20 protein-coding genes are annotated in these 19,447 nt (G+C 46.5%); 14 read left to right on the plus strand and 6 right to left on the minus strand.

Annotated elements, in window-relative coordinates; translation table 11 throughout:
- Positions 1-134: 134 nt before the first annotated feature.
- A complete protein-coding gene (locus ACEPPX_RS08775) occupies positions 135-1,034 on the minus strand; it encodes an NAD(P)H-hydrate dehydratase (protein WP_416623714.1) in 900 nt (299 codons plus the stop codon).
- 185 nt (positions 1,035-1,219) lie between these two features.
- Between ACEPPX_RS08775 and ACEPPX_RS08780 the strand changes: the two genes are divergently transcribed.
- On the plus strand, positions 1,220-1,879 hold the full coding sequence (locus ACEPPX_RS08780) for a cytochrome b/b6 domain-containing protein (protein WP_047761720.1): 660 nt from the start codon (positions 1,220-1,222) through the stop codon (positions 1,877-1,879).
- Between the two features lie 79 nt (positions 1,880-1,958).
- Here the strand turns inward: ACEPPX_RS08780 and ACEPPX_RS08785 are convergent, their stop codons facing one another.
- The gene (locus tag ACEPPX_RS08785) at positions 1,959-2,195 is read right to left on the minus strand and encodes a hypothetical protein (protein ID WP_047761719.1); all 237 of its coding nucleotides are present in this window, start codon (positions 2,193-2,195) and stop codon (positions 1,959-1,961) included.
- Positions 2,196-2,361: 166 nt separating this feature from the next.
- Positions 2,362-3,396, minus strand: a complete 1,035-nt coding sequence (purM, locus tag ACEPPX_RS08790; RefSeq protein WP_416623715.1) for a phosphoribosylformylglycinamidine cyclo-ligase — start codon at positions 3,394-3,396, stop codon at positions 2,362-2,364.
- A 226-nt stretch (positions 3,397-3,622) separates the two neighbouring features.
- Here purM and ACEPPX_RS08795 point away from each other — a divergent pair, with 226 nt between their 5' ends.
- Positions 3,623-4,693, plus strand: a complete 1,071-nt coding sequence (locus tag ACEPPX_RS08795; protein WP_416623716.1) for an AI-2E family transporter — start codon at positions 3,623-3,625, stop codon at positions 4,691-4,693.
- A 218-nt stretch (positions 4,694-4,911) separates the two neighbouring features.
- Here ACEPPX_RS08795 and ACEPPX_RS08800 read toward each other — a convergent pair whose 3' ends face one another.
- Entirely contained in the window at positions 4,912-5,322 is a 411-nt protein-coding gene (locus ACEPPX_RS08800; RefSeq protein WP_416623717.1) for a hypothetical protein, read from the minus strand.
- 216 nt (positions 5,323-5,538) lie between these two features.
- Between ACEPPX_RS08800 and ACEPPX_RS08805 the strand changes: the two genes are divergently transcribed.
- Complete coding sequence (locus ACEPPX_RS08805; RefSeq protein ID WP_416623718.1) at positions 5,539-6,936, plus strand: MFS transporter; 1,398 nt, start codon at positions 5,539-5,541, stop codon at positions 6,934-6,936.
- Positions 6,923-7,441, plus strand: a complete 519-nt coding sequence (locus ACEPPX_RS08810) for a single-stranded DNA-binding protein (RefSeq protein ID WP_047761714.1) — start codon at positions 6,923-6,925, stop codon at positions 7,439-7,441. The genes ACEPPX_RS08805 and ACEPPX_RS08810 overlap by 14 nt, the downstream gene beginning before the upstream one ends.
- A 65-nt stretch (positions 7,442-7,506) precedes the next feature.
- Here the strand turns inward: ACEPPX_RS08810 and ACEPPX_RS08815 are convergent, their stop codons facing one another.
- Complete coding sequence (locus tag ACEPPX_RS08815) at positions 7,507-7,866, minus strand: type I restriction-modification system subunit M N-terminal domain-containing protein (RefSeq protein WP_047761713.1); 360 nt, start codon at positions 7,864-7,866, stop codon at positions 7,507-7,509.
- Between the two features lie 392 nt (positions 7,867-8,258).
- On the opposite strand from ACEPPX_RS08815, the gene ACEPPX_RS08820 reads away from it, so the two are divergent.
- The 3 genes from ACEPPX_RS08820 (at position 8,259) to ACEPPX_RS08830 (ending at position 10,232) form a co-directional block, all read left to right on the plus strand.
- Positions 8,259-8,555 carry a chorismate mutase gene (locus ACEPPX_RS08820; RefSeq protein ID WP_047761712.1) on the plus strand — a complete coding sequence of 99 codons (297 nt, stop codon included), beginning with the start codon at positions 8,259-8,261 and terminating at the stop codon, positions 8,553-8,555.
- A 427-nt stretch (positions 8,556-8,982) separates the two neighbouring features.
- The gene (gene greA, locus ACEPPX_RS08825) at positions 8,983-9,459 is read left to right on the plus strand and encodes a transcription elongation factor GreA (protein WP_047761728.1); all 477 of its coding nucleotides are present in this window, start codon (positions 8,983-8,985) and stop codon (positions 9,457-9,459) included.
- A gap of 329 nt (positions 9,460-9,788) precedes the next feature.
- Positions 9,789-10,232: a DUF4149 domain-containing protein gene (locus ACEPPX_RS08830; protein WP_047761711.1), complete on the plus strand. Its 444-nt coding sequence runs from the start codon at positions 9,789-9,791 to the stop codon at positions 10,230-10,232.
- 75 nt (positions 10,233-10,307) lie between these two features.
- Here ACEPPX_RS08830 and yhbY read toward each other — a convergent pair whose 3' ends face one another.
- Positions 10,308-10,589 (minus strand): ribosome assembly RNA-binding protein YhbY, encoded by a 282-nt coding sequence (yhbY, locus tag ACEPPX_RS08835; protein ID WP_047761710.1) that lies wholly within the window; start codon positions 10,587-10,589, stop codon positions 10,308-10,310.
- 108 nt (positions 10,590-10,697) lie between these two features.
- Between yhbY and ACEPPX_RS08840 the strand changes: the two genes are divergently transcribed.
- The 7 genes from ACEPPX_RS08840 (at position 10,698) to ACEPPX_RS08870 (ending at position 19,416) form a co-directional block, all read left to right on the plus strand.
- The gene (locus ACEPPX_RS08840; protein WP_416623719.1) at positions 10,698-11,318 is read left to right on the plus strand and encodes an RlmE family RNA methyltransferase; all 621 of its coding nucleotides are present in this window, start codon (positions 10,698-10,700) and stop codon (positions 11,316-11,318) included.
- A 64-nt stretch (positions 11,319-11,382) separates the two neighbouring features.
- Positions 11,383-13,380 carry an ATP-dependent zinc metalloprotease FtsH gene (gene ftsH / locus ACEPPX_RS08845; RefSeq protein ID WP_082131269.1) on the plus strand — a complete coding sequence of 666 codons (1,998 nt, stop codon included), beginning with the start codon at positions 11,383-11,385 and terminating at the stop codon, positions 13,378-13,380.
- Between the two features lie 357 nt (positions 13,381-13,737).
- Complete coding sequence (gene folP, locus ACEPPX_RS08850; RefSeq protein WP_416623720.1) at positions 13,738-14,601, plus strand: dihydropteroate synthase; 864 nt, start codon at positions 13,738-13,740, stop codon at positions 14,599-14,601.
- Between the two features lie 299 nt (positions 14,602-14,900).
- Positions 14,901-16,250, plus strand: a complete 1,350-nt coding sequence (gene glmM / locus ACEPPX_RS08855) for a phosphoglucosamine mutase (protein WP_047761706.1) — start codon at positions 14,901-14,903, stop codon at positions 16,248-16,250.
- Between the two features lie 180 nt (positions 16,251-16,430).
- A complete protein-coding gene (locus ACEPPX_RS08860; RefSeq protein WP_047761705.1) occupies positions 16,431-17,102 on the plus strand; it encodes a DedA family protein in 672 nt (223 codons plus the stop codon).
- Between the two features lie 207 nt (positions 17,103-17,309).
- Complete coding sequence (gene speB / locus ACEPPX_RS08865) at positions 17,310-18,275, plus strand: agmatinase (protein WP_416623721.1); 966 nt, start codon at positions 17,310-17,312, stop codon at positions 18,273-18,275.
- A 151-nt stretch (positions 18,276-18,426) separates the two neighbouring features.
- Entirely contained in the window at positions 18,427-19,416 is a 990-nt protein-coding gene (locus ACEPPX_RS08870) for an asparaginase (protein ID WP_416623730.1), read from the plus strand.
- Positions 19,417-19,447 lie beyond the last annotated feature (31 nt).

A 19,447-nucleotide genomic window follows, 5' to 3' on the forward strand; every position in this document is an offset into this window, starting at 1 on the left:
CGGATAAGATGGTTTAAGTATCGGCAGAGAGCGATTCACCAATAATTGCTAAACCCCGGTTCGGCAGGCTTGAGCAGAAACGGATTCATTATTCAGACGGCATTGAGTAATCTTTATTGGAATGGTAAAACGGTTTATTCGCTATCTTGTTTTTGTATGTGCTGGATCAAACGGTTGCGCAGCCAGCGGGCGGCGGCAGGAATTTCGCCGGCCAACATACCGACTTCGCCGATTTCCGAATCACGCAATACGTCTGCCGCTGCTCCGTGCAGCCATACGCCGGCGCAAGCTGCTTGGTAGGCATTGAACCCTTGTGCGCAAAGGCTGCCGATTATTCCGCTGAGAACGTCGCCGCTGCCGGCCGTTGCTAGCCCGGGGTTGCCGCTGGTGTTAGTGTAAATTTCTTCTCCATCGCGGTATACCAAACTGTTGCAACCTTTTAAAACTACACACGCATCATATTTCCGGGCAATGTCGAGTACGGCTGTGCGGCGGTCTGCTTGAACCTCGGCAGTCGTGCAGCCGATTAGACGTGCCGCTTCGGCTGGATGGGGGGTGAGAACCAGATTGGTTCGGTTGGGGTGTTTTTTCCAATCAGGTTGGTGCGATAGCAAGGTGAGGGCATCAGCATCCAGTATGAGCGGTGCTGCGGTTTCGGTGAGAAAGTATTTGACCAATTCGGCGGCGGTGCCATCCAATCCCAAGCCGCAACCGACAACCCAGGCGTTAATATCATTGCGGCTACATAGGTTTTTTGCGGTAGCCAGCATAATTTCGGGGTGCTCGGGAATAACTGGTAAGGGCAAGGCCGCTTGGTTGAATCCGGCCCAGACTTTACCGCAGCCGTTATACAAGGCTGCCGTTGCCGCTAAAATTACCGCACCGCTCATGCCGCTACTGCCGCCCGCAATCGCCAATGTGCCGTATGTGCCTTTATGGCTTTCGGGGTGACGCGGTTGGAATAAAAAAGGAAAATTTTTGCTTTGCTCCAAGTATGCTCGAATATCTGTTGTTTGATACGGGCTTGAAAACATGGTGATTCCTAGCGGGGGATTGGTTACAATAAGGTATCGGACGGCGGTTTGCGGGCTTATTTTTTATTGGCGGTAGTTTATGATCAGATAGTTGCCAACAGTTGATCGTTTCCTTGTCCGCTTAGATTAAACTGTATCAGAAATATTTGCTCCGACTATATCATCTATATTCAAGAAAGTAATTTATGAAGCAAAGTTTGAAAGTATGGGATTTTCCGACCAGGCTGTTTCACTGGACTTTAGTGGCTGCTTTTGCCTTTATGTGGTACAGCGGTGAAAACGGCGGTAGCCTGATGGCATGGCACTTGCCTTGCGGACTGCTCATTTTAGGTTTGGTAGTGTTCCGCTTGTGTTGGGGCATATGGGGTAGTGATACGGCGAGATTTGGCAGCTTTGTACGTGGCCCGGCGCAGATCCGCCGTTACTTACAGGGTGATATCTCGGAAAATGAGCAGCCGGGGCATAATCCGCTGGGTGCTTTGATGGTATTGGCTCTGTTGGGCGCATTGTCTGTACAGCTGCTAACGGGATTACTGGCCAGCGATGAAAACATGTGGTTGTACAACGGCTACTTAAACGGATTGGTAGGCAGTGAAACAGGTGCCCAAATGCGTGGCATCCATGTGGCCTTTTTTAATGTATTGTTGGTATTGGTAGTGGTTCACGTTGCAACGATTTTGTTTTATAAGTTTGTGAAAAAACATAATTTGATTACGCCGATGCTTACCGGATACAAAGAGCTGGAAGGCAAGCTGCCGGTATTGAAATTTGCCGGCGCCGTAAAATTCGTATTGGCGGCGGCAGTTGCATTTGCAGTGGTTTGGTTGGTACGCTCGCTGGCTTGAGTGCTGTTTATCAAATGGATACAGGCCGTCTGAAAGCTTTCAGACGGCCTGTATTGTTTGGAACAAAGTTACCTATTATTTATTTCAAATTCAAGCGGTGTGCCCAAGTTTTGACGAACGCAGTAATTTCGGAAACACTTTCGGGCTTCAGCCACGGCTTGGCTTCTTTAGCCAGTTTTTTGATGTCGGTAAAGTTGATTTCTCCGGCACGGTATCTTGCCCAGTGGGTTTGAACAAAATTTTCCATCTCTTCTAGGTGCTGCTCTTGAGTATGTTTGAGTAGGAATTTTAATGCTTGTTTTTCAAGGATATTCATAGAACTTCAATAAATCGGGTAATGTAAGGGTTAAGGCTGCCGATAGCTTGAGCAGACTATAATATATGTTTGTTTTTTTACTTAAATATCAAGTATTGTGCGAATCATAAGCAGGCCGTCTGAAAGCTTTCAGACGGCCTGTTGATCATCATACATTCAGATACATTTAAGCGACTTGGGTTTGATGCTCTTCGCCGTTGCGGGCGCGGATTACACCGATGCGGTAAACGGTTTCGCCTTGTGTTTCCAATAGTTGCTGTACTGCATCCGCGTCTTCCTGAGAAACCACCACGACCATACCGATACCGCAGTTGAAGGTACGGTACATTTCCTGTGTTTCTACGTTGCCTGCCGCTTGCAGCCACTGAAACAGTTTGGGTAACGGCCATGAAGCGGCATCAATTTGGGCTACGGTATTTTCAGGCAGGATGCGGGGTACGTTTTCGGTAATACCGCCGCCGGTAATGTGGGCCATGCCTTTGATGGTGTATTGCTTTAAGGCCGCTAAAATCGGTTTGACGTAAAGGCGGGTAGGAGCAATAACGGCTTCGCGCAAGGTTTTTTCGCCATCAAAAGGTGCGTCTAAATCAGGCTGGTCGCGGTCGATAATTTTGCGGATGAGAGAATAGCCGTTGGAATGTGCGCCGTTCGAAGCCAAACCCAATACGACATCTCCGGGAACAATACTGCGGCCGTTGATAACCTTGTCTTTTTCTACCACGCCCACGGCGAATCCGGCCAAATCGTATTCCCCCTCGGGGTACATGCCCGGCATTTCTGCCGTTTCCCCGCCGATTAAGGCGCAGCCCGATTCTTCACAGCCGGCGGCGATACCTTTGATTACATCGGTTGCGCGGGCGACATCAAGCTTGCCGCAGGCAAAATAATCCAGGAAAAACAGTGGTTCGGCACCTTGTACGAGAATATCATTCACGCTCATGGCAACTAAGTCTATGCCTACGGTATCGTGCTTATCCCAATCGAACGCCAGTTTTAATTTGGTGCCGACGCCGTCCGTACCCGATACCAAAACGGGATTACGGTATTTTTTACTGATTTCAACCAATGCGCCGAAGCCGCCCAAATCCCCCAAAACCTCTGGGCGCATGGTGCGTTTGGCAAACGGTTTGATATTTTCGACTAATTGGTCGCCGGCATCGATATCTACGCCGGCATCGCGGTAGCTCAGTGAATCGCTCATCTTGCGGGGCTTTCTTTGAGTAGTTGGGTGGGTAAAAGTCGGCTGCTATTTTACCTGATTTTTCTAATATCTGCCCTGATGCGGCAAATTATTTCTCTATGCCACTCCGAATCGTTTTGAAAGGCAAATTAAATGACATTTAAAACTTAAGGATACAGATGCAAAAGCAGCATTTAGCTGGTATCCTGAAAAATAGAGATAAATGACTTTTAATAAGGGCAGATTAATGTATCTGAAGAAAAAGCGCGGAATACAGCCGTGGATGGCGGCGGTAGCGGCATTGCTTGTTGTAATATGGTTGTTTTATGCATTGGGCAATATACTGACCCCTTTTCTCATTGCTGCGGTGCTGGCCTATATTCTGAACCCTTTGGTAGAAAAATTGCGTGACAGAGGTATGAAGCGGACACTTGCTTCGATGTTGGTCATGGTGTTTGCTTTGGTCGTTTTATTGGCTTTAGTCCTGATTATTGTGCCTATGTTGATTAATCAATTCAACAATTTGGTTTCACGCCTACCTCAGATTGTGGGGTATGTTCAAAATACTTTACTGCCGTGGATAAAGCATTTTGCCGGTGATTATGTATCGCTTGATGCAGATTCGATTGTGGCTTGGCTACAATCGCATACCGGTTCGTTAAATGAAGCATTGCAGAAAATCATGCCTACGGTAATGAAGCAGGGTGGAAGCGTAGTATTGGGCGTAACCAATCTGTTTCTTTTGCCGTTTTTGCTGTATTACTTTTTGCTTGATTGGCAGCGTTGGGCACATGGTATACGCGCTCTTGTGCCACGCCGTTATATCGATACCTACAGCCGCATCAGTTCCAATATGGATCAAGTATTGGGTGAATTTCTGCGCGGGCAGCTTACCGTAATGCTGGTGATGGGACTGGTTTACGGCATCGGCTTGATGCTAACCGGTTTGGACTCCGGCTTTGCCATCGGCATGATTGCCGGCATTTTGGTTTTCGTACCTTATCTGGGAGCATTTACGGGCTTACTGTTGGCTACTTTGGCAGCTTTGCTTCAATTCGGTTCATGGCAGGGATTGCTGATGGTTTGGGCAGTTTTTGCAGTCGGCCAATTTTTAGAAAGCTTTTTTATTACGCCGAAAATTGTCGGCGAACGTATCGGTTTGTCGCCTTTCTGGGTAATTTTCTCGTTGATGGCTTTTGGTCAGCTGATGGGTTTTATCGGAATGTTGATTGGTTTGCCGTTGGCAGCCGTGAGCTTGGTATTGCTGCGTGAAGGAGCCGATGCTTATTTTAAAAGCCATTTTTACCAGCATAAATAAAAGGGAAATAACCCATATCGAAAGGCCGTCTGAATATTTTCAGGCGGCCTTTTTTTAAGGTGAATGGTATTGAGCCGGGTTGATTGAAATATTACTGTACTGTTGTCGGGTGTGGTTCGGCAGGGAGTATGCCATTCCCAGTGTTCTTGCTAAGTAAGAATAGATAAGAAAACGACCGGGTTTTTACCCGGCCGTATGTGAAATTTATTTGAAGTTAGTTACGGAATTTGCGAAACAGGCGCTTTTCGGTTGAGTTTCCATTTGATACCGTAACCGATTAATACCGGAACTACGGCTAAAATACTTTTAAATGTCCAAGTAGCGTACCAAGGTTTTGCGATAACGATAGTATCGGTGGTTGCACCGGGAACAACGATATCGCGGATAGCTATCCAATCCAGATAAGGCCACCAGCAGGCGGCAAGCAAACCCAAGAATATCGGCCAAATCAGTCGGGTTAGATTGCGCTGCCACAAAATAAAAAATACAACTGCCCAAACCAAAGTGAGCAGGCTGATTAAAAGCGTGGTGTGCGTGGGCGCACCGAAATAGTCGGCGATAAAGTAGGTTAGCGCTACCCACAATGCCGCCAATACGGCCATAATCAGTTCTTCAGGGCGTTTAAACATACCAAGGTTGTCCTTTTATCAAGTGTTGCAAATCATTATACCAACAGTATCAGTTGCTGCAAGCATTCGCAGATGCTGTATTTGAGGGATTACTCGAAAGGTATTTTTAAATGGGTAAAATTTTATATGCCGTCTGAAAGATCGGGGTAATCGTTGTATAATCGCCGATTACATTGAAAAATTTTCAGACGGCCTTTGCCGCTTTTGTTTTATATCATGGTCAAACAAAACCGCACCCAAATGTTTCCCGAAGAATGGCGCGCCAGCAGCTCTTTAGCGGGAGTTTATGCTTTACGTATGCTGGGCATGTTTTTGGTTTTACCTGTTCTTGCTCTGTATGCGGCTACTTTGCCCGGGGTGGAAAATAATAAAGTATTGATTGGTTTGGCCATGGGGGCGTATGGCTTGACCCAGGCGGTAATGCAACTGCCCTTAGGGATGGCCTCTGACCGTTTCGGCCGGAAAAAGGTGATTTATGCGGGCTTGCTGGTGTTTGCAGCAGGCAGCTTTATGGCTGCCGTTGCAAATAGTTTGGAAATGCTGGTTTTAGCCCGTGCGGTGCAGGGGGCGGGAGCAGTGAGCGCAGCGGTAACGGCTTTAGTAGCCGATCTGACGCGTGAGGAAGTCCGTACCCGTGCCATGGCCATGATAGGCTTGAGCATTGGTTTGACATTTTCATTCAGCTTGGCGGTCGCTCCGCTGCTAACCCGTTGGATAGGGGTGCCCGGCTTATTTTTACTGACGGCCGTGCTGACCTTGATCAGCATCGCTGTAGTGGCGTTTATAACTCCTGATCCTGTCCGCTCAAAACTGCATGAAGACGCGCAAGCCCAACCCGGGCGCTTGGGAGAGGTATTGAAAAACGGGCAGTTATTGCGCCTGAACTTTGGTATTTTCGCACTTCATGCCGCACAAATGGCATTGTTTACTTCGTTACCGTTTGCCATGGTGGCGCAAGGTCTGGATAAGGTACAGCATTGGCAGGTGTATCTTCCTGCTACCGTTATCGGTTTGATTGTGATGGTGCCGTTGATTATAGTCGGCGAAACGCGCAATAAGCTCAAACAGATATTTATATTAGGTATCGCATGTATAACAGCCGCGCAATTGGCGCTTTGGCTCGGCTTATCGTCATTGTGGTGGATTGCTTTGGCTTTAGTGGTGTATTTTATCGGCTTCAATGTGTTGGAAGCCAGCCTGCCGTCTCTAGTATCGAAAATCGCTCCGTCTGATTTAAAAGGCACGGCTATGGGTGTTTATAATACCTTACAGTCTGTCGGTTTGTTTGTTGGCGGAGCAGCCGGCGGCGTATTGTTCCAATACTTCGGTTTCGGCGGTATATTCGCATTCTGTATCGGCTTAATGTTGTTATGGCTCTGGGTGGCGGCTACCGCGCCTGCCCCAAAGCCGGTAAAAAATATTGCGTTCGGTGTACCAGCAGCTTGGCAGGGGCGTGAAGACGCTTTACACTCTGCATTAAATACGCTTGACGGTGTAGAGGCCGTGAGTTTCAGTGCCGACAAACAAACCGTGTATATCAAGGCACTGCAAAAAGGTTTTGACGAGGCAGCGGCCAACCAAATAATTTCAGGAGTAGAAAATGTCATTAAATAAAGTGATTTTAATCGGTAACCTTGGCCGCGACCCAGAAGTGCGCTATATGCCCAACGGCGAGGCCGTATGTAATTTTAGTATCGCAACCAGCGAAACTTGGAACGACCGTAACGGCCAGCGTCAAGAACGAACAGAGTGGCACAATATCACTATGTATCGCCGCTTGGCCGAAATTGCGGGCCAATATTTACGCAAAGGCAGTCAAGTGTATATTGAAGGCCGCATTCAAAGCCGGAAATATCAAGGTAAAGACGGCATTGAACGCACTGCATACGATATTATTGCAAGCGAAATGAAAATGCTCGGCTCGCGCAGCGGCGGGAGTTCTGCCGAATATGCGGATCAAGGTAGTTATCAATCGGCGCCTTCTCAAAATCATTACCAAAGCGCACCGCCTGCTTACCAGCAGGAAGCCCCGGCAGCCCCACCGGCAGCACCGCGCCGCCAAGCCCCAGCAACGCCTGCCGCTCCGATCGATGATATTGATGATGATATTCCGTTCTGAGTGTATAGAAAGAAAAAACGGAAGCAAGGCTTCCGTTTTTTCTTTCTTACATTTCAAACCATTTATTACACCGAACGTACATTTTTATAAATCAACTTCGCGATTCTACGGCTAACTCGGTATTGAATTAGGTTTGCTCGAATATGGTCAGGGTCGTCCAGTAAATGAGTAAGGTTAAACCCACTGGTGTTGTAAAGAGTTTGCTTGCGGTCTTTACCTACAATTTCGGTGAGTTTTTTATCCAGTATTTTTTGCGAAAACCGTTCTTTTTCAGGCTTCTTACGGTCTGCATCAAACAAGGCTTTCATCGTATCCGTATGCGGGGATAAAATCGCATCAAAACGCGCTAACACAATCAGCGGCAGCATTACATGGCGATATTGTGGCGGACGGTAGGTACCGCGTAAACCGTTGGCAACAACCACCAAGTGTTAAAAGGAAAAGGACGTTCCACGCGAAACGGAGGCAAAATAGCGTTTTGCCATCGTTGAGTGATTGATCAACCAAATCAGATATTCTGGTAACAAGGCTTCTCCCCTCTAAATTAATTATAAATGGATTGCTTATTACCAATTTATCTTAATACCTCACGTAATAAAAATAAGTCATCAGCTCCCTTTGTGTTACCAATAAAATAGCATTGTGTAGCCAAAATGACGGCTTAGGATCATACTTCCAATCAATGCTTGTGAGAAGTGTAGTATTAATTTGATAAGAGTCTTCTGGAAGTGGTATGAAGCGGTATTATGCCGACAAAGGAAATAAAGCATAAAATTTTTATGGCTCTCTTGAAACGAGTTAAATAAAGGAGTGAAGAATGTCGGCAGAACAAATGAACACCTTGGAAGAGATTCGTGCGCAGATTGATGTGATTGATGCGAAGCTGATTACGTTGCTTGCCGAGCGTCAAAAATATGTAAAGCGTGCGGGTGAGATAAAGCCAAAGAATAATCCTATGGCTGTTGCAGCCCCTGACCGCGTCGCACAAGTGATTGCAAAACGGCGTGAGCAAGCAGAAGTAGTAGGCTTGGCACCTGATGTGGCAGAAGCCGTTTGGCAGGCGATGATCACAGCATTTATTGCATTTGAGCATCAGATAAATGTTGCTGATTAGCAGTATATCATTATTTTTGAATTATTTTTATTACGACGTATTTTTATAGATGGGTGTCGAGTGCCATCTGTAAGACGGAGATTCTGGGTGATGTTTTTTTAACACTCTCAATATACATATAATAGTAAACCGGAATGTCTAAAAGTTGATGTAGGGCGAATGAATGGACATTGAAATAGGATACTGCGTTTCCTAGATTTGGTATTCTTATCCAACTTACGAAAATTTTGTTTGGAAAGGTGCAAATCTATAAAGTAAACGGCTTTACCATGTCATTAAAATTAGATTGCAACGGTTGCTATTTTGGCTATCTTTGATACAATAAGCACTATATTTGAAAGCAACAAGCAAGCCGCCGCAATTCGGGCGGCTTGCGTTTTTATATTAAAAAACAGGGCGGGTGTGCCGCTCTTTTGGAGAAGAAGAAATGCAGAAAATTCCGTTGACCGTACGCGGTGCCGAATTGCTGAAAGCCGAATTGCAGCACCTTAAAAGTGTGGCCCGACCTGCTGTCATCGAAGCCATTGCCGAGGCCCGTTCACATGGTGATTTGTCTGAGAATGCCGAATATGAGGCTGCTAAAGAGCGCCAAGGTTTTATCGAGGGGCGGATCGCTGAGGTAGAGGGTAAGCTCTCGATGGCGCATATTATCAACCCGGCCGAAATCCATGCCGAAGGCAAGGTGGTTTTTGGCGCAACGGTGACTTTAGAAGACTTAGAAACCGAAGAGCGCGTTCGTTATCAAATTGTGGGTGAAGATGAGGCAGATATTAAAGAAAATAAAATTTCTGTCGGCTCGCCGATTGCACGAGCTCTGATTGGTAAAGAAGAGGGTGATGTGGCTGAAGTACAAGCTCCGAGCGGTGTGCGCGAGTATGATATTGTGAGTGTTGAATACATTTAATTGTATTTTACAGAATTGCTTGCTGTGTTATTAATGATTGAGGGCATCGGATTTAATAGAATTGGATCCGGTGCCTTTGTTTTCCGATTCTAATTTGTAAAAACATTTTAAAACAAGGGTACAAAGATTATTGGTTGGATTATGTGGCAGATAGGATGATCTGGCTGGGTAAATATACGGTATCCTCATATATTTACTGTGGTAATATTTGCACTAAGAGGAACGTTTATCCGGATAAACCTTTGCTTTGTCTTAAACGTTTGACAGTAAGGGCAGGCTCAGCGTATACAGGCAGACATACGATAAGCAAATTATAAAATGAGGTAGGAATGAATAAACTGGCAGCAGTGTTGGCAGGTGCATGGTTGGGCTTGCAATTGGGTATAGGTTATCTGGCCGTACCGGTGCTGTTTTCTCATATGACGAAAATGGAAGCCGGAGCTATGGCCGGAAGTATGTTTAATGTCGTGGCCTATAGTGGTTTGGCGGTATGGTTGTTAATTTATTTTATAGGCCGTCATGAATTGAGCCGAAGCCTAATCCGTACCAAAACCAATAAATTCGTTTTGCTGTTGCTGGCTTTGTTGGCGATAAATCAATTTTTGGTTACGCCGGTAATTGAAGCGCATAAGGCGGGAACAACCAATTGGCTGCTTTCTCTGGTAGGAGGGAGCTTCGGACAATGGCACGGCACTTCGAGCGTGATTTATATGGTTTGCAGTATATTGGCTTTCGGATTGGTATTTCGTATGTTACGCTTGGAATGGCATTAAGCTAGATTTGGGTATTAAACAAAGGCCGTCTGAAAATTTTCAGACGGCCTTTGTAATTCAAGATAGGGTTACTCTTTAAGCTTCAATATTTTTACGCCATAAAACCAGTAATTTGCCAATATGCTGAACTAGCTGAGCATCTACGGCTTCGCAAAGAGCTTCGCACATTTCGATACGTTCGCTGCGGTCATCACCCAAAACACGTACTTTAATCAATTCGTGCGCGGTGAGCGCCGCATCGGTTTCTTTAATAACCGATTCGGTAAGGCCGTTTTGGCCGATCATTACTACCGGATTCAGGTGGTGGGCACGGGCTTTAAGCGCCAAAATTTCTTTATGGCTGAGCTTGTCTGTCATGATGAACTACTTTAAATCAAATAAATAAATTCTTATTTTACGCGAATTGCAGCCTTTCGTGCAGAAAATAACGTACAATAGCACTCTTTTGTTTTTCAATATGGCTTTATGGCAGTCCGTTCGAAATCCTCCAAAGCTTGGCTCAACGAGCATGTGAACGATCACTATGTGCATATGGCGCAAAAAGATGGCTATCGTGCGCGCGCGGCTTACAAACTTTTGGAAATCAATGAAAAAGATAAGTTGATCAAGCCGGGTACAGTATTGGCAGATTTGGGTAGCGCTCCGGGTAGTTGGTCTCAGGTAGCAGCCAAACTGGTCGGCCAAGGCGGTGAAGTTTTTGCTTTGGATATTTTGCCGATGGAACAGATTGACGGCGTATCGTTTATCCAAGGTGATTTTCGTGAAGAATCCGTATTGGCGGAGTTCGAATCTTTACTTGCGGGGAGGCCGCTAGACCTTGTAATTTGCGATATGGCCCCCAATATGTCGGGCAATGCAGTAACGGATCAGGCCCGTAGCTTCTACTTGTGCGAGTTGGCCTTGGATTTTGCGGCCAACCACCTGAAGCCTGGCGGTACGTTTTTGGTTAAAGTATTTCAAGGTGCCGGTTATCAGGAGTATCTGTCGGAAATGAAGAAAGTTTTCACTACAGTACAGACGCGCAAGCCCGAAGCTTCACGCAATCGTTCCAGTGAGATTTATCTATTAGGTAAAAATAAACGCTGACAATGCACCTGCCCTGATTTAAAATTCATTTTTCATTTTCACCCTATTTATGGAGCCTGTTTCAGTGGGGAATACCGTTAAAAACTTATTGGTCTGGCTGGTTTTGGCCGTGTGTTTGATGGCAGCATTCAATGCCATCACCGACAAACAGGAAAACAAACAGCAGATCGAATACTCGCAATTTATCGAACAAGTTAATAAAGGTGAAGTAGCCAGTGTCAATATCGAAGGTTCGGTAGTTAGCGGCTATATGATCAAAGGCGAGCGTACCGACAATACGCCTTTCTTTACCAATGCTCCGTTGGATGACAATCTTGTTCCTACGCTTTTAGAGAAAAAAGTGCGTGTGCAGGTAACGCCGGAAGAAAAGCCGAGCATGTTTACTAGCGTGCTATTTAGCTTGCTGCCTGTATTGCTGCTGATCGGCGCATGGTTTTATTTTATGCGCATGCAAAGCGGCGGTGGCGGCAAGGGCGGAGCTTTTTCATTCGGCAAGAGCCGCGCCAAGTTGCTGGATAAAGACAACAATAAGGTAACTTTTGCAGACGTGGCAGGTTGCGATGAGGCTAAAGAGGAGGTGCAGGAAATTGTTGATTACCTAAAAGCACCCAACCGTTACCAAAGTTTGGGCGGACGTGTGCCAAGAGGCATTTTGCTGGCTGGTAGCCCGGGTACCGGTAAAACTTTGCTGGCCAAGGCGATTGCAGGCGAAGCGCAAGTACCGTTTTTCAGCATTTCGGGCTCGGATTTCGTAGAAATGTTTGTCGGCGTGGGTGCCAGCCGTGTACGCGATATGTTTGAGCAGGCCAAGAAGAATGCGCCGTGTATTATCTTTATTGATGAAATCGATGCGGTAGGCCGTCAGCGCGGAGCAGGCTTGGGCGGTGGTAATGACGAGCGTGAACAAACCTTGAACCAACTGCTGGTTGAAATGGATGGTTTCGAAAGTAATCAAACTGTTATTGTGATTGCTGCTACCAACCGTCCGGATGTGTTGGATCCGGCGTTGCAACGTCCCGGACGTTTTGACCGCCAAGTAGTTGTGCCGTTGCCGGATATTCGCGGACGTGAGCAGATTTTGAAAGTGCATGCGAAAAAAGTACCGCTAGATGAATCTGTGGATTTAAAAACTTTGGCAAAAGGTACCCCGGGTTTTTCAGGTGCGGATTTGGCCAACTTAGTGAATGAAGCCGCCTTATTTGCAGGCCGTCGCAATAAAATCAAAGTAGACCAAAGCGACTTTGAAGATGCTAAAGACAAAATCTATATGGGGCCGGAGCGCCGTTCGATGGTGATGCACGAAGATGAGAAGCGGGCCACTGCTTATCATGAGGCAGGTCATGCCATCGTAGCTGAAACATTGGAAGGAACGGATCCTGTTCATAAAGTTACCATTATGCCGCGTGGTCGTGCTTTAGGTTTGACTTGGCAGTTACCTGAACGTGACCGCATCAGTCTATATAAAGATCAAATGCTGAATCAGATTTCGATTCTGTTTGGCGGTCGTATTGCCGAAGATATTTATGTAGGCCGTATTTCGACAGGGGCTTCTAACGATTTTGAGCGTGCTACTCAGATTGCGCGTGATATGGTTACCCGTTACGGTATGTCGGAAAAAATGGGGCCGATGGTGTATGGCGAGAACGAAAGCGAAGTATTTTTGGGTCGTTCGGTAACTCATTCGCAAAATATCTCCGAGCGGACTATGCGCCAGGTTGATGCCGAAATCCGCCGTATTATCGATGAACAGTATGCGGTTGCTTACAAAATCTTGAGTGAAAACCGTGATAAAATGGAAACCATGACCAAAGCTTTGATGGATTGGGAAACCATTGATCGTGATCAGGTGCTGGAAATTATGGCAGGTAAACAGCCCAGCCCGCCTAAAGATTACAGTCATAATATCCGTACTGAAGAAGTTGTTGAAACTCCTGCTTCTGAAGAGGCTGTGCAGGCTGAGTCTTCAGAGCATGTACAACCTACAACAGGTTCTGCGGATATTGAGACAGGGCGTCCTAATCCTGATGGAGATCAACCGCATCAGCCTTCGGATAAAATTTGATGGCAATACAAAACAGCAGCTTGAAAGGCTGCTGTTTTTTTATGGTATTGAATGGGCGTATGAATAGATTATTTTACCTAGCCTGTCGGATCAGGAATGGCTTCAGACGGCCTAGGAAGAAATCAAGATTTTGATACTTATAAGGAAATAGTAGTTATCCATAAATAAAATCACATCACTTTGATATTTATTAATGACTCGGATGCCCTATATGGTATCGTTTGTAGTTTCCATAATTATATAATATGCAAATTTTATCAATGTAGTGGCGATCGCCGAAGACCTGACGTTGTAGTAAAGATTAAAGCATATTTAGTTTTAATTTTCGCTATCTTGATGTATTTGTAAAAGAAACCTATGAAAAATTATCAATGGCAATGTAACCGTTTTACTCTCGATTTGGCAGAAACCAAAATTATGGGTATCGTGAATTTAACGCCTGATTCGTTTTCAGACGGCGGTGTTTATTCGCAATCAATTCAGTCATCTTTAAAGCATGCCGAGCAATTGCTTAAGGATGGTGCGGATATATTGGACATAGGCGGCGAGTCTACCCGTCCCGGTTCGGATTACGTGTCGCCAGAGGAAGAATGGACACGAGTAGAACCCATATTGGAAGAAGTTGCAAAATGGAATGTACCTGTTAGCTTGGATAGCCGGCGTACTATTGTCATGCAGCGGGCTTTGTCAAATGGTTGGGTAGATATTATTAATGACGTGTCGGCATTGTCCGATACAGGTGCGGTTGATCTGCTGGCAGGGTACGATAAGGTAGGCGTGTGCTTGATGCATATGCAGGGAGAACCGAAAACTATGCAGCAAAATCCGACCTATCAGGATGTGGTAGCGGAGGTGGCCGCTTATTTGGATGAGCGGGTTCGTATTTGTGAGGAGGCCGGTATCGCAAAAAATAGAATTGTGGCAGATCCGGGGTTCGGTTTTGGTAAAACTTTGCAGCATAATATTGCTTTGATGGAGCATTTGGAAGAATTAGGAGCCAGTATTGATTTACCGTTGCTGGTTGGGATTTCTCGAAAAAGAATGATTGGCGAGCTAACCGGAGAAGGCAATGCGGAGCTTAGGGTTTACGGAAGTGTTGCGGCTGCTTTGGCTGCTGCCGCACGCGGCGCCCAAATACTGAGGGTACATGACGTAAAAGCCACTTCGGATGCATTGAACGTATGGCGCGCATTAGGTGTCTATAGTCGGTCCGTCAGATAAAACCAAAGAAGTAAATTTTCAGGTTTAAGCGGCATAGGATTTAGCAGTAAAAAATATTTCAGTTGCAGATGGCATAAGTAATGGTTATTGGGATAAAAACCGTATAGATAACCGTTTGAACGCTACAAGCAGCCAGCTGTCCTGATTATGCTTTCTTATTTGGATTAGTAGCAGATAATAGTGAAGTATTTTCAAAAGCGGAAAGACTATGCCTGCCTGGGGCAAAAGCGGATAAACCGCTAGCTGCTTTGGTTGTGCTGATTTAGAATGTCTACTGAATTAAATGGAGACTCCATAATATGGCGAAAAAATATTTTGGTACCGATGGCGTTCGCGGCGAAGTCGGCCAATTTCCGATTACCCCTGATTTTGTATTAAAGCTGGGTTATGCCGCCGGCCAAGTATTGGTGCAGCATGATAGCGAACAAAAGCCGACTGTGATTATCGGTAAAGATACCCGCATTTCAGGCTATATGTTGGAAGCGGCATTGGTGGCGGGCTTTACCGCTGCCGGTGTAAATGTGATTCAAACCGGCCCGCTGCCGACGCCGGGCGTAGCATATTTAACCAAGGCTTTACGCCTTTCTGCCGGCGTGATGATTTCCGCTTCGCATAACGTTTATTCCGATAACGGCATTAAATTTTTTGCAGAAGGCGGCGTTAAGCTGAGCGATGAGATTGAGTTGGAAATCGAAGCCAAGCTGGATGAAGAAATGAAAACCCAACCTTCTTCCGGTTTGGGTCGGGCCCGTCGTATTAATGGTGCGGATGACCGTTATATCGAATTCTGTAAATCAACCTTTCCCTCGCAAATGGACTTGCGTGGTCTGAAATTGGTAGTAGATACAGCTAACGGCGCAGGATACCATGTCGCCCCTAAAGTATTCCATGAGTTGGGTGCCCATGTCATTACCATCGGTGGCGAGCCAAATGGCTATAACATCAACGAAAAAGTAGGCGCTACCCACCCGAAAGCATTGCAGGCGGCTGTTCTGCAAAACGAAGCCGATTACGGTATTGCATTGGATGGTGACGGCGATCGTTTGATTATGGTGGATAAAAACGGGAAAGCCTACGACGGCGACAGCCTAATTTATGTAGTAGCCAAAGCCCGTGCCAAAGAAGGGGTTGATATCGGTGGCGTAGTAGGGACTGTAATGACTAATATGGCGATGGAGTTGGCCTTGCAAGAGCAGGGTATACCGTTTGCCCGTGCTAAAGTGGGTGACCGCTATGTCTTGGAGCAGCTTCATAAACGCGGATGGTTGATTGGCGGTGAAGCCAGCGGCCATATTTTGTGTATGGACAAACACAATACCGGAGACGGTATTATTTCGGCTTTGCAAGTGCTGGCCGCTCTCAAAACCCTTGAGCAGGATTTGGCAACGGTATGCGCCGATTGGCAGCCGTTTCCTCAAACCATGATTAACGTACGCATCCAAAAAGGCCAGGATTGGCAAACTGCTTCGAAAGACGTATTGGCCGAAGTAGAGAAAGAGCTTGAAGGTAAAGGACGTGTCGTGTTACGGGCGTCCGGTACAGAGCCTGTAGTGCGTGTGATGGTAGAGGCGCGCCAAACCGATTGGGCTAAGCACGGTGCGGAGCGGATTGCGGCAGCAATCCAAGGCACTAAAGCCACAAAAAAGTAAAAGTAAGCGGGCAGTAGTTGCCGCTGTTTTGAGGCCGTCTGAAACGCGGTCTGGAAACCGGATATTGTACCGAGGGAGGCCTTAGCGATTAGTAGGGTTTATCGGTACAATATTTCTGTAGTTACCGGTTTCTTCGTTATAATAACGAATTGACTTTTCTCATCAGGGAATCCGATCTGCATGTTAGCCTTATTAGAAGCCTTTTTCACCCAATACGGATATGCAGCCGTATTTTTCGTACTGGTTGCTTGCGGTTTCGGCGTGCCGATTCCGGAAGACATAACACTGGTAGCCGGAGGGGTGATTTCTGGTCTGGGCTATGCCAATGTGCACATCATGGTTTTGATCGGAATGCTGGGAGTATTGGTGGGGGACGGACTGATGTTTACGGCCGGTCGCATCTACGGCCATCGTATTTTGAAAGTTCCTTTTATTGCCCGGGTTATGACCCCGAAGCGCTATGCACAGGTACAGGAAAAATTTGATAAATACGGCAACCGCGTATTGTTTGTTGCCCGTTTTTTACCCGGATTGCGCACGCCGATTTATATTACCGCAGGTATCAGCCGCAAAGTATCCTATACCCGTTTTTTACTGATGGATGGCTTTGCCGCCCTGATATCGGTTCCTGTATGGATATACCTTGGTGCATATGGTGCCGAGCAAACCGATTGGCTTATGGAAAAAGTACATCAATTCCAGTCCGGTTTGTTTGTATTAATTGGTATAGGTGTGGCGATATTGCTTTATTTCTGGTGGAAAAAGCGTCAGCGTTTACGTTTTTACCGTCAGCACTTAAGCGAGCTGCGGGCCAAGCGCAAAGCTGAGCGGGCCGCAAAAAAAGCCCGATAGTAAGTTTGTTTGTTACAATGCCGTCTGAAATGTTTCAGACGGCATTTATACCGCCTAGACTTCAAACAGTACGATATCGATACATCATCAATAATTCTGCATGCTCCTGTTATGAGGGAGCGGGCTATTTGAAATCTTATTTGCCGATATGGAAATTGGTTTCCGTATAATGCATTTAAGATAAAACAGAAGTAAAGGATCATCTCAATGACTGAAAAAATTTACGGCGACGGCGCGTTTCGCCGGGAATCGTTGAAAGGCTCGACTATTGAAAACACGTATGCCGGTGCGCTGTCGTTTATGCGCCGCCGTTATACTCGTGATTTGAGTGGTGCGGATGTAGTGGTTTCAGGTGTGCCGCTTGATCTGGCAACGACTTTTCGTCCGGGAGCCCGCTTAGGGCCGGCCGCGATTCGGTCGGCCAGCGTGCAATTGGCCGAGTTGAATTTGTTTCCTTGGGGTTTTGATCCGTTTGATGATTTGGCCGTTATTGATTACGGCGACTGCTGGTTTGATGCGCATAAGCCGTGGGGCATACGCGAAACCATCAAGCAGCATGCTTTGGATATTATCACCAACAGTGATGCCAAAATGCTCACTTTGGGTGGCGATCATTTCATTACATATCCTTTATTGCAGGCACATGCCGAAAAATACGGTAAGCCGCTCAGCCTGCTGCATTTCGATGCACATTGCGATACCTGGCCTGACGATGATCCCGAATCATTGAACCACGGTACGATGTTTTATAAAGCAGTGAAAGACGGTTTGATTAATCCGGCTACTTCCGCACAAGTCGGTATCCGTACTTGGAACAGCGACTTTATGGGTATGAATATGCTGTTTGCACCGTGGGTAAATGAAAACGGCGCAGAAGCTACCGTAAAACGGATTTATGAAATTATCGGTGATAATCCCGTTTATATCACTTTTGATATCGACTGCCTTGATCCCGCTTTTGCTCCGGGTACGGGTACGCCTGTTCCGGGCGGATTGGATTCGCATACGGCTTTGAGCATTGTACGCTCGTTGGGTGATTTGAATATTGTCGGTATGGATGTGGTAGAGGTATCGCCTGCTTATGATAATGCAGAAATCACCGCCATTGCTGCTGCGCATGTGGCCGCCGATATGCTGTGCTTGATGCGTAATAAAAAAGTAGCCGGGAAATAATTTGCAATAACGGGATATGCCGGGTTGCAGTGCACCGTTATATTTCGCGCTGATAGCGGTAGCGGGATACTTATTGCATATATCGGCATGGTTGGTATCGGCTTGCGTGATCCGCAGGCCGATATGCATATTCAGGATAAGGATGATGGCATTGAAAAAGCGTATTTTCGTACTTTATACGGGCGGTACGATCGGCATGTGCCAAAGTGCCGAGGGTTTGCGCCCTGATACCGCATTGGTTGGGAGGGCATTGAAACCATTTTCAGACGGCCTTGATTTCGATTGGCATGTTTGCAGCCCTTTGATTGATTCGTCTGCGGTAACATTGGCTGATTGGCAGCAATGGTTGGATTTGTTGGCCGATAAGATACCTCAATATGACGGTATTTTGATACTGCACGGAACGGATACACTGGCTTATACCGCCAATATACTGGCTTTGGGGTTGCAGAATTTGGATAAGCCTGTGGTATTGACCGGTGCCCAATGGCCGTTTGATAGCGAGGGCAGCGATGCGCCTTTCAATTTGGCAACGGCAGTAGCAGCTTTTGAGCTGCCCGATTTGCGTGAAGTAGCAGTAGCATTTAACGGAAAGCTTTTTGCGGCGGTGGGCAGCAGTAAAATCAGTACGGAAACATCTGAAGGTTTTGGTAACCCGCATTTTGGCATACTAGGGGAGTGGGTGGAGCGGCAAGGTTGGCAGAATCTGGATATCAGGCCGTCTGAAAACTGCGGGGGCGGTTTTTTTGCCCGTTCGTTGGACTCCTCTGCCAAGGTGTGGTGCCATACGCTAACGCCTGGGTTTTCCTCGCATATACTGGCATTTCAGTTGACAAAGACAGATGCCCAAGCCGTGATATTGCAAAGTTACGGTCATGGTAACGCGCCTGCGGAGGAAGATTTTATTGGTGCCGTATCGGCTTTTACCGAGCATGGCGGTTTGGTGTTGAATATCAGCCAAGTGCAGCAAGGGTATGCCGCGGCGGTTTATGCACAAGGTGATGCTTTGCGTCGGGCTGGTGTGGTGAATGGCGGTAAGGCCAATCTGGAAACTGCACTGGCTTTGTTAACGTGGGCGGTATCGTTAAAATGGAGTAAAGCGCGTTTGGAAGAAGAACTGCAATTTTTGAAATTAGTATAAGCATTTTGCCGTCGTATAAAAAAACATGCCG

The organism is Neisseria sp. S1 (assembly GCF_048060015.1).
Taxonomy (GTDB): domain Bacteria; phylum Pseudomonadota; class Gammaproteobacteria; order Burkholderiales; family Neisseriaceae; genus Neisseria; species Neisseria arctica.

Bases quoted from the DNA above. Each gene is read 5' to 3' on its own strand.
- folP (WP_416623720.1), top strand. From the start codon at position 13,738: ATGAAAAATTATCAATGGCAATGTAACCGTTTTACTCTCGATTTGGCA.
- ACEPPX_RS08775 (WP_416623714.1), bottom strand. From the start codon at position 1,034: ATGTTTTCAAGCCCGTATCAAACAACAGATATTCGAGCATACTTGGAG.
- speB (WP_416623721.1), top strand. From the start codon at position 17,310: ATGACTGAAAAAATTTACGGCGACGGCGCGTTTCGCCGGGAATCGTTG.
- purM (WP_416623715.1), bottom strand. From the start codon at position 3,396: ATGAGCGATTCACTGAGCTACCGCGATGCCGGCGTAGATATCGATGCC.
- ACEPPX_RS08810 (WP_047761714.1), top strand. From the start codon at position 6,923: ATGTCATTAAATAAAGTGATTTTAATCGGTAACCTTGGCCGCGACCCA.
- ACEPPX_RS08840 (WP_416623719.1), top strand. From the start codon at position 10,698: ATGGCAGTCCGTTCGAAATCCTCCAAAGCTTGGCTCAACGAGCATGTG.
- ACEPPX_RS08795 (WP_416623716.1), top strand. From the start codon at position 3,623: ATGTATCTGAAGAAAAAGCGCGGAATACAGCCGTGGATGGCGGCGGTA.
- greA (WP_047761728.1), top strand. From the start codon at position 8,983: ATGCAGAAAATTCCGTTGACCGTACGCGGTGCCGAATTGCTGAAAGCC.
- ACEPPX_RS08820 (WP_047761712.1), top strand. From the start codon at position 8,259: ATGTCGGCAGAACAAATGAACACCTTGGAAGAGATTCGTGCGCAGATT.
- ACEPPX_RS08800 (WP_416623717.1), bottom strand. From the start codon at position 5,322: ATGTTTAAACGCCCTGAAGAACTGATTATGGCCGTATTGGCGGCATTG.
- ACEPPX_RS08780 (WP_047761720.1), top strand. From the start codon at position 1,220: ATGAAGCAAAGTTTGAAAGTATGGGATTTTCCGACCAGGCTGTTTCAC.
- ACEPPX_RS08830 (WP_047761711.1), top strand. From the start codon at position 9,789: ATGAATAAACTGGCAGCAGTGTTGGCAGGTGCATGGTTGGGCTTGCAA.
- ACEPPX_RS08805 (WP_416623718.1), top strand. From the start codon at position 5,539: ATGGTCAAACAAAACCGCACCCAAATGTTTCCCGAAGAATGGCGCGCC.
- yhbY (WP_047761710.1), bottom strand. From the start codon at position 10,589: ATGACAGACAAGCTCAGCCATAAAGAAATTTTGGCGCTTAAAGCCCGT.
- glmM (WP_047761706.1), top strand. From the start codon at position 14,901: ATGGCGAAAAAATATTTTGGTACCGATGGCGTTCGCGGCGAAGTCGGC.
- ACEPPX_RS08860 (WP_047761705.1), top strand. From the start codon at position 16,431: ATGTTAGCCTTATTAGAAGCCTTTTTCACCCAATACGGATATGCAGCC.
- ACEPPX_RS08785 (WP_047761719.1), bottom strand. From the start codon at position 2,195: ATGAATATCCTTGAAAAACAAGCATTAAAATTCCTACTCAAACATACT.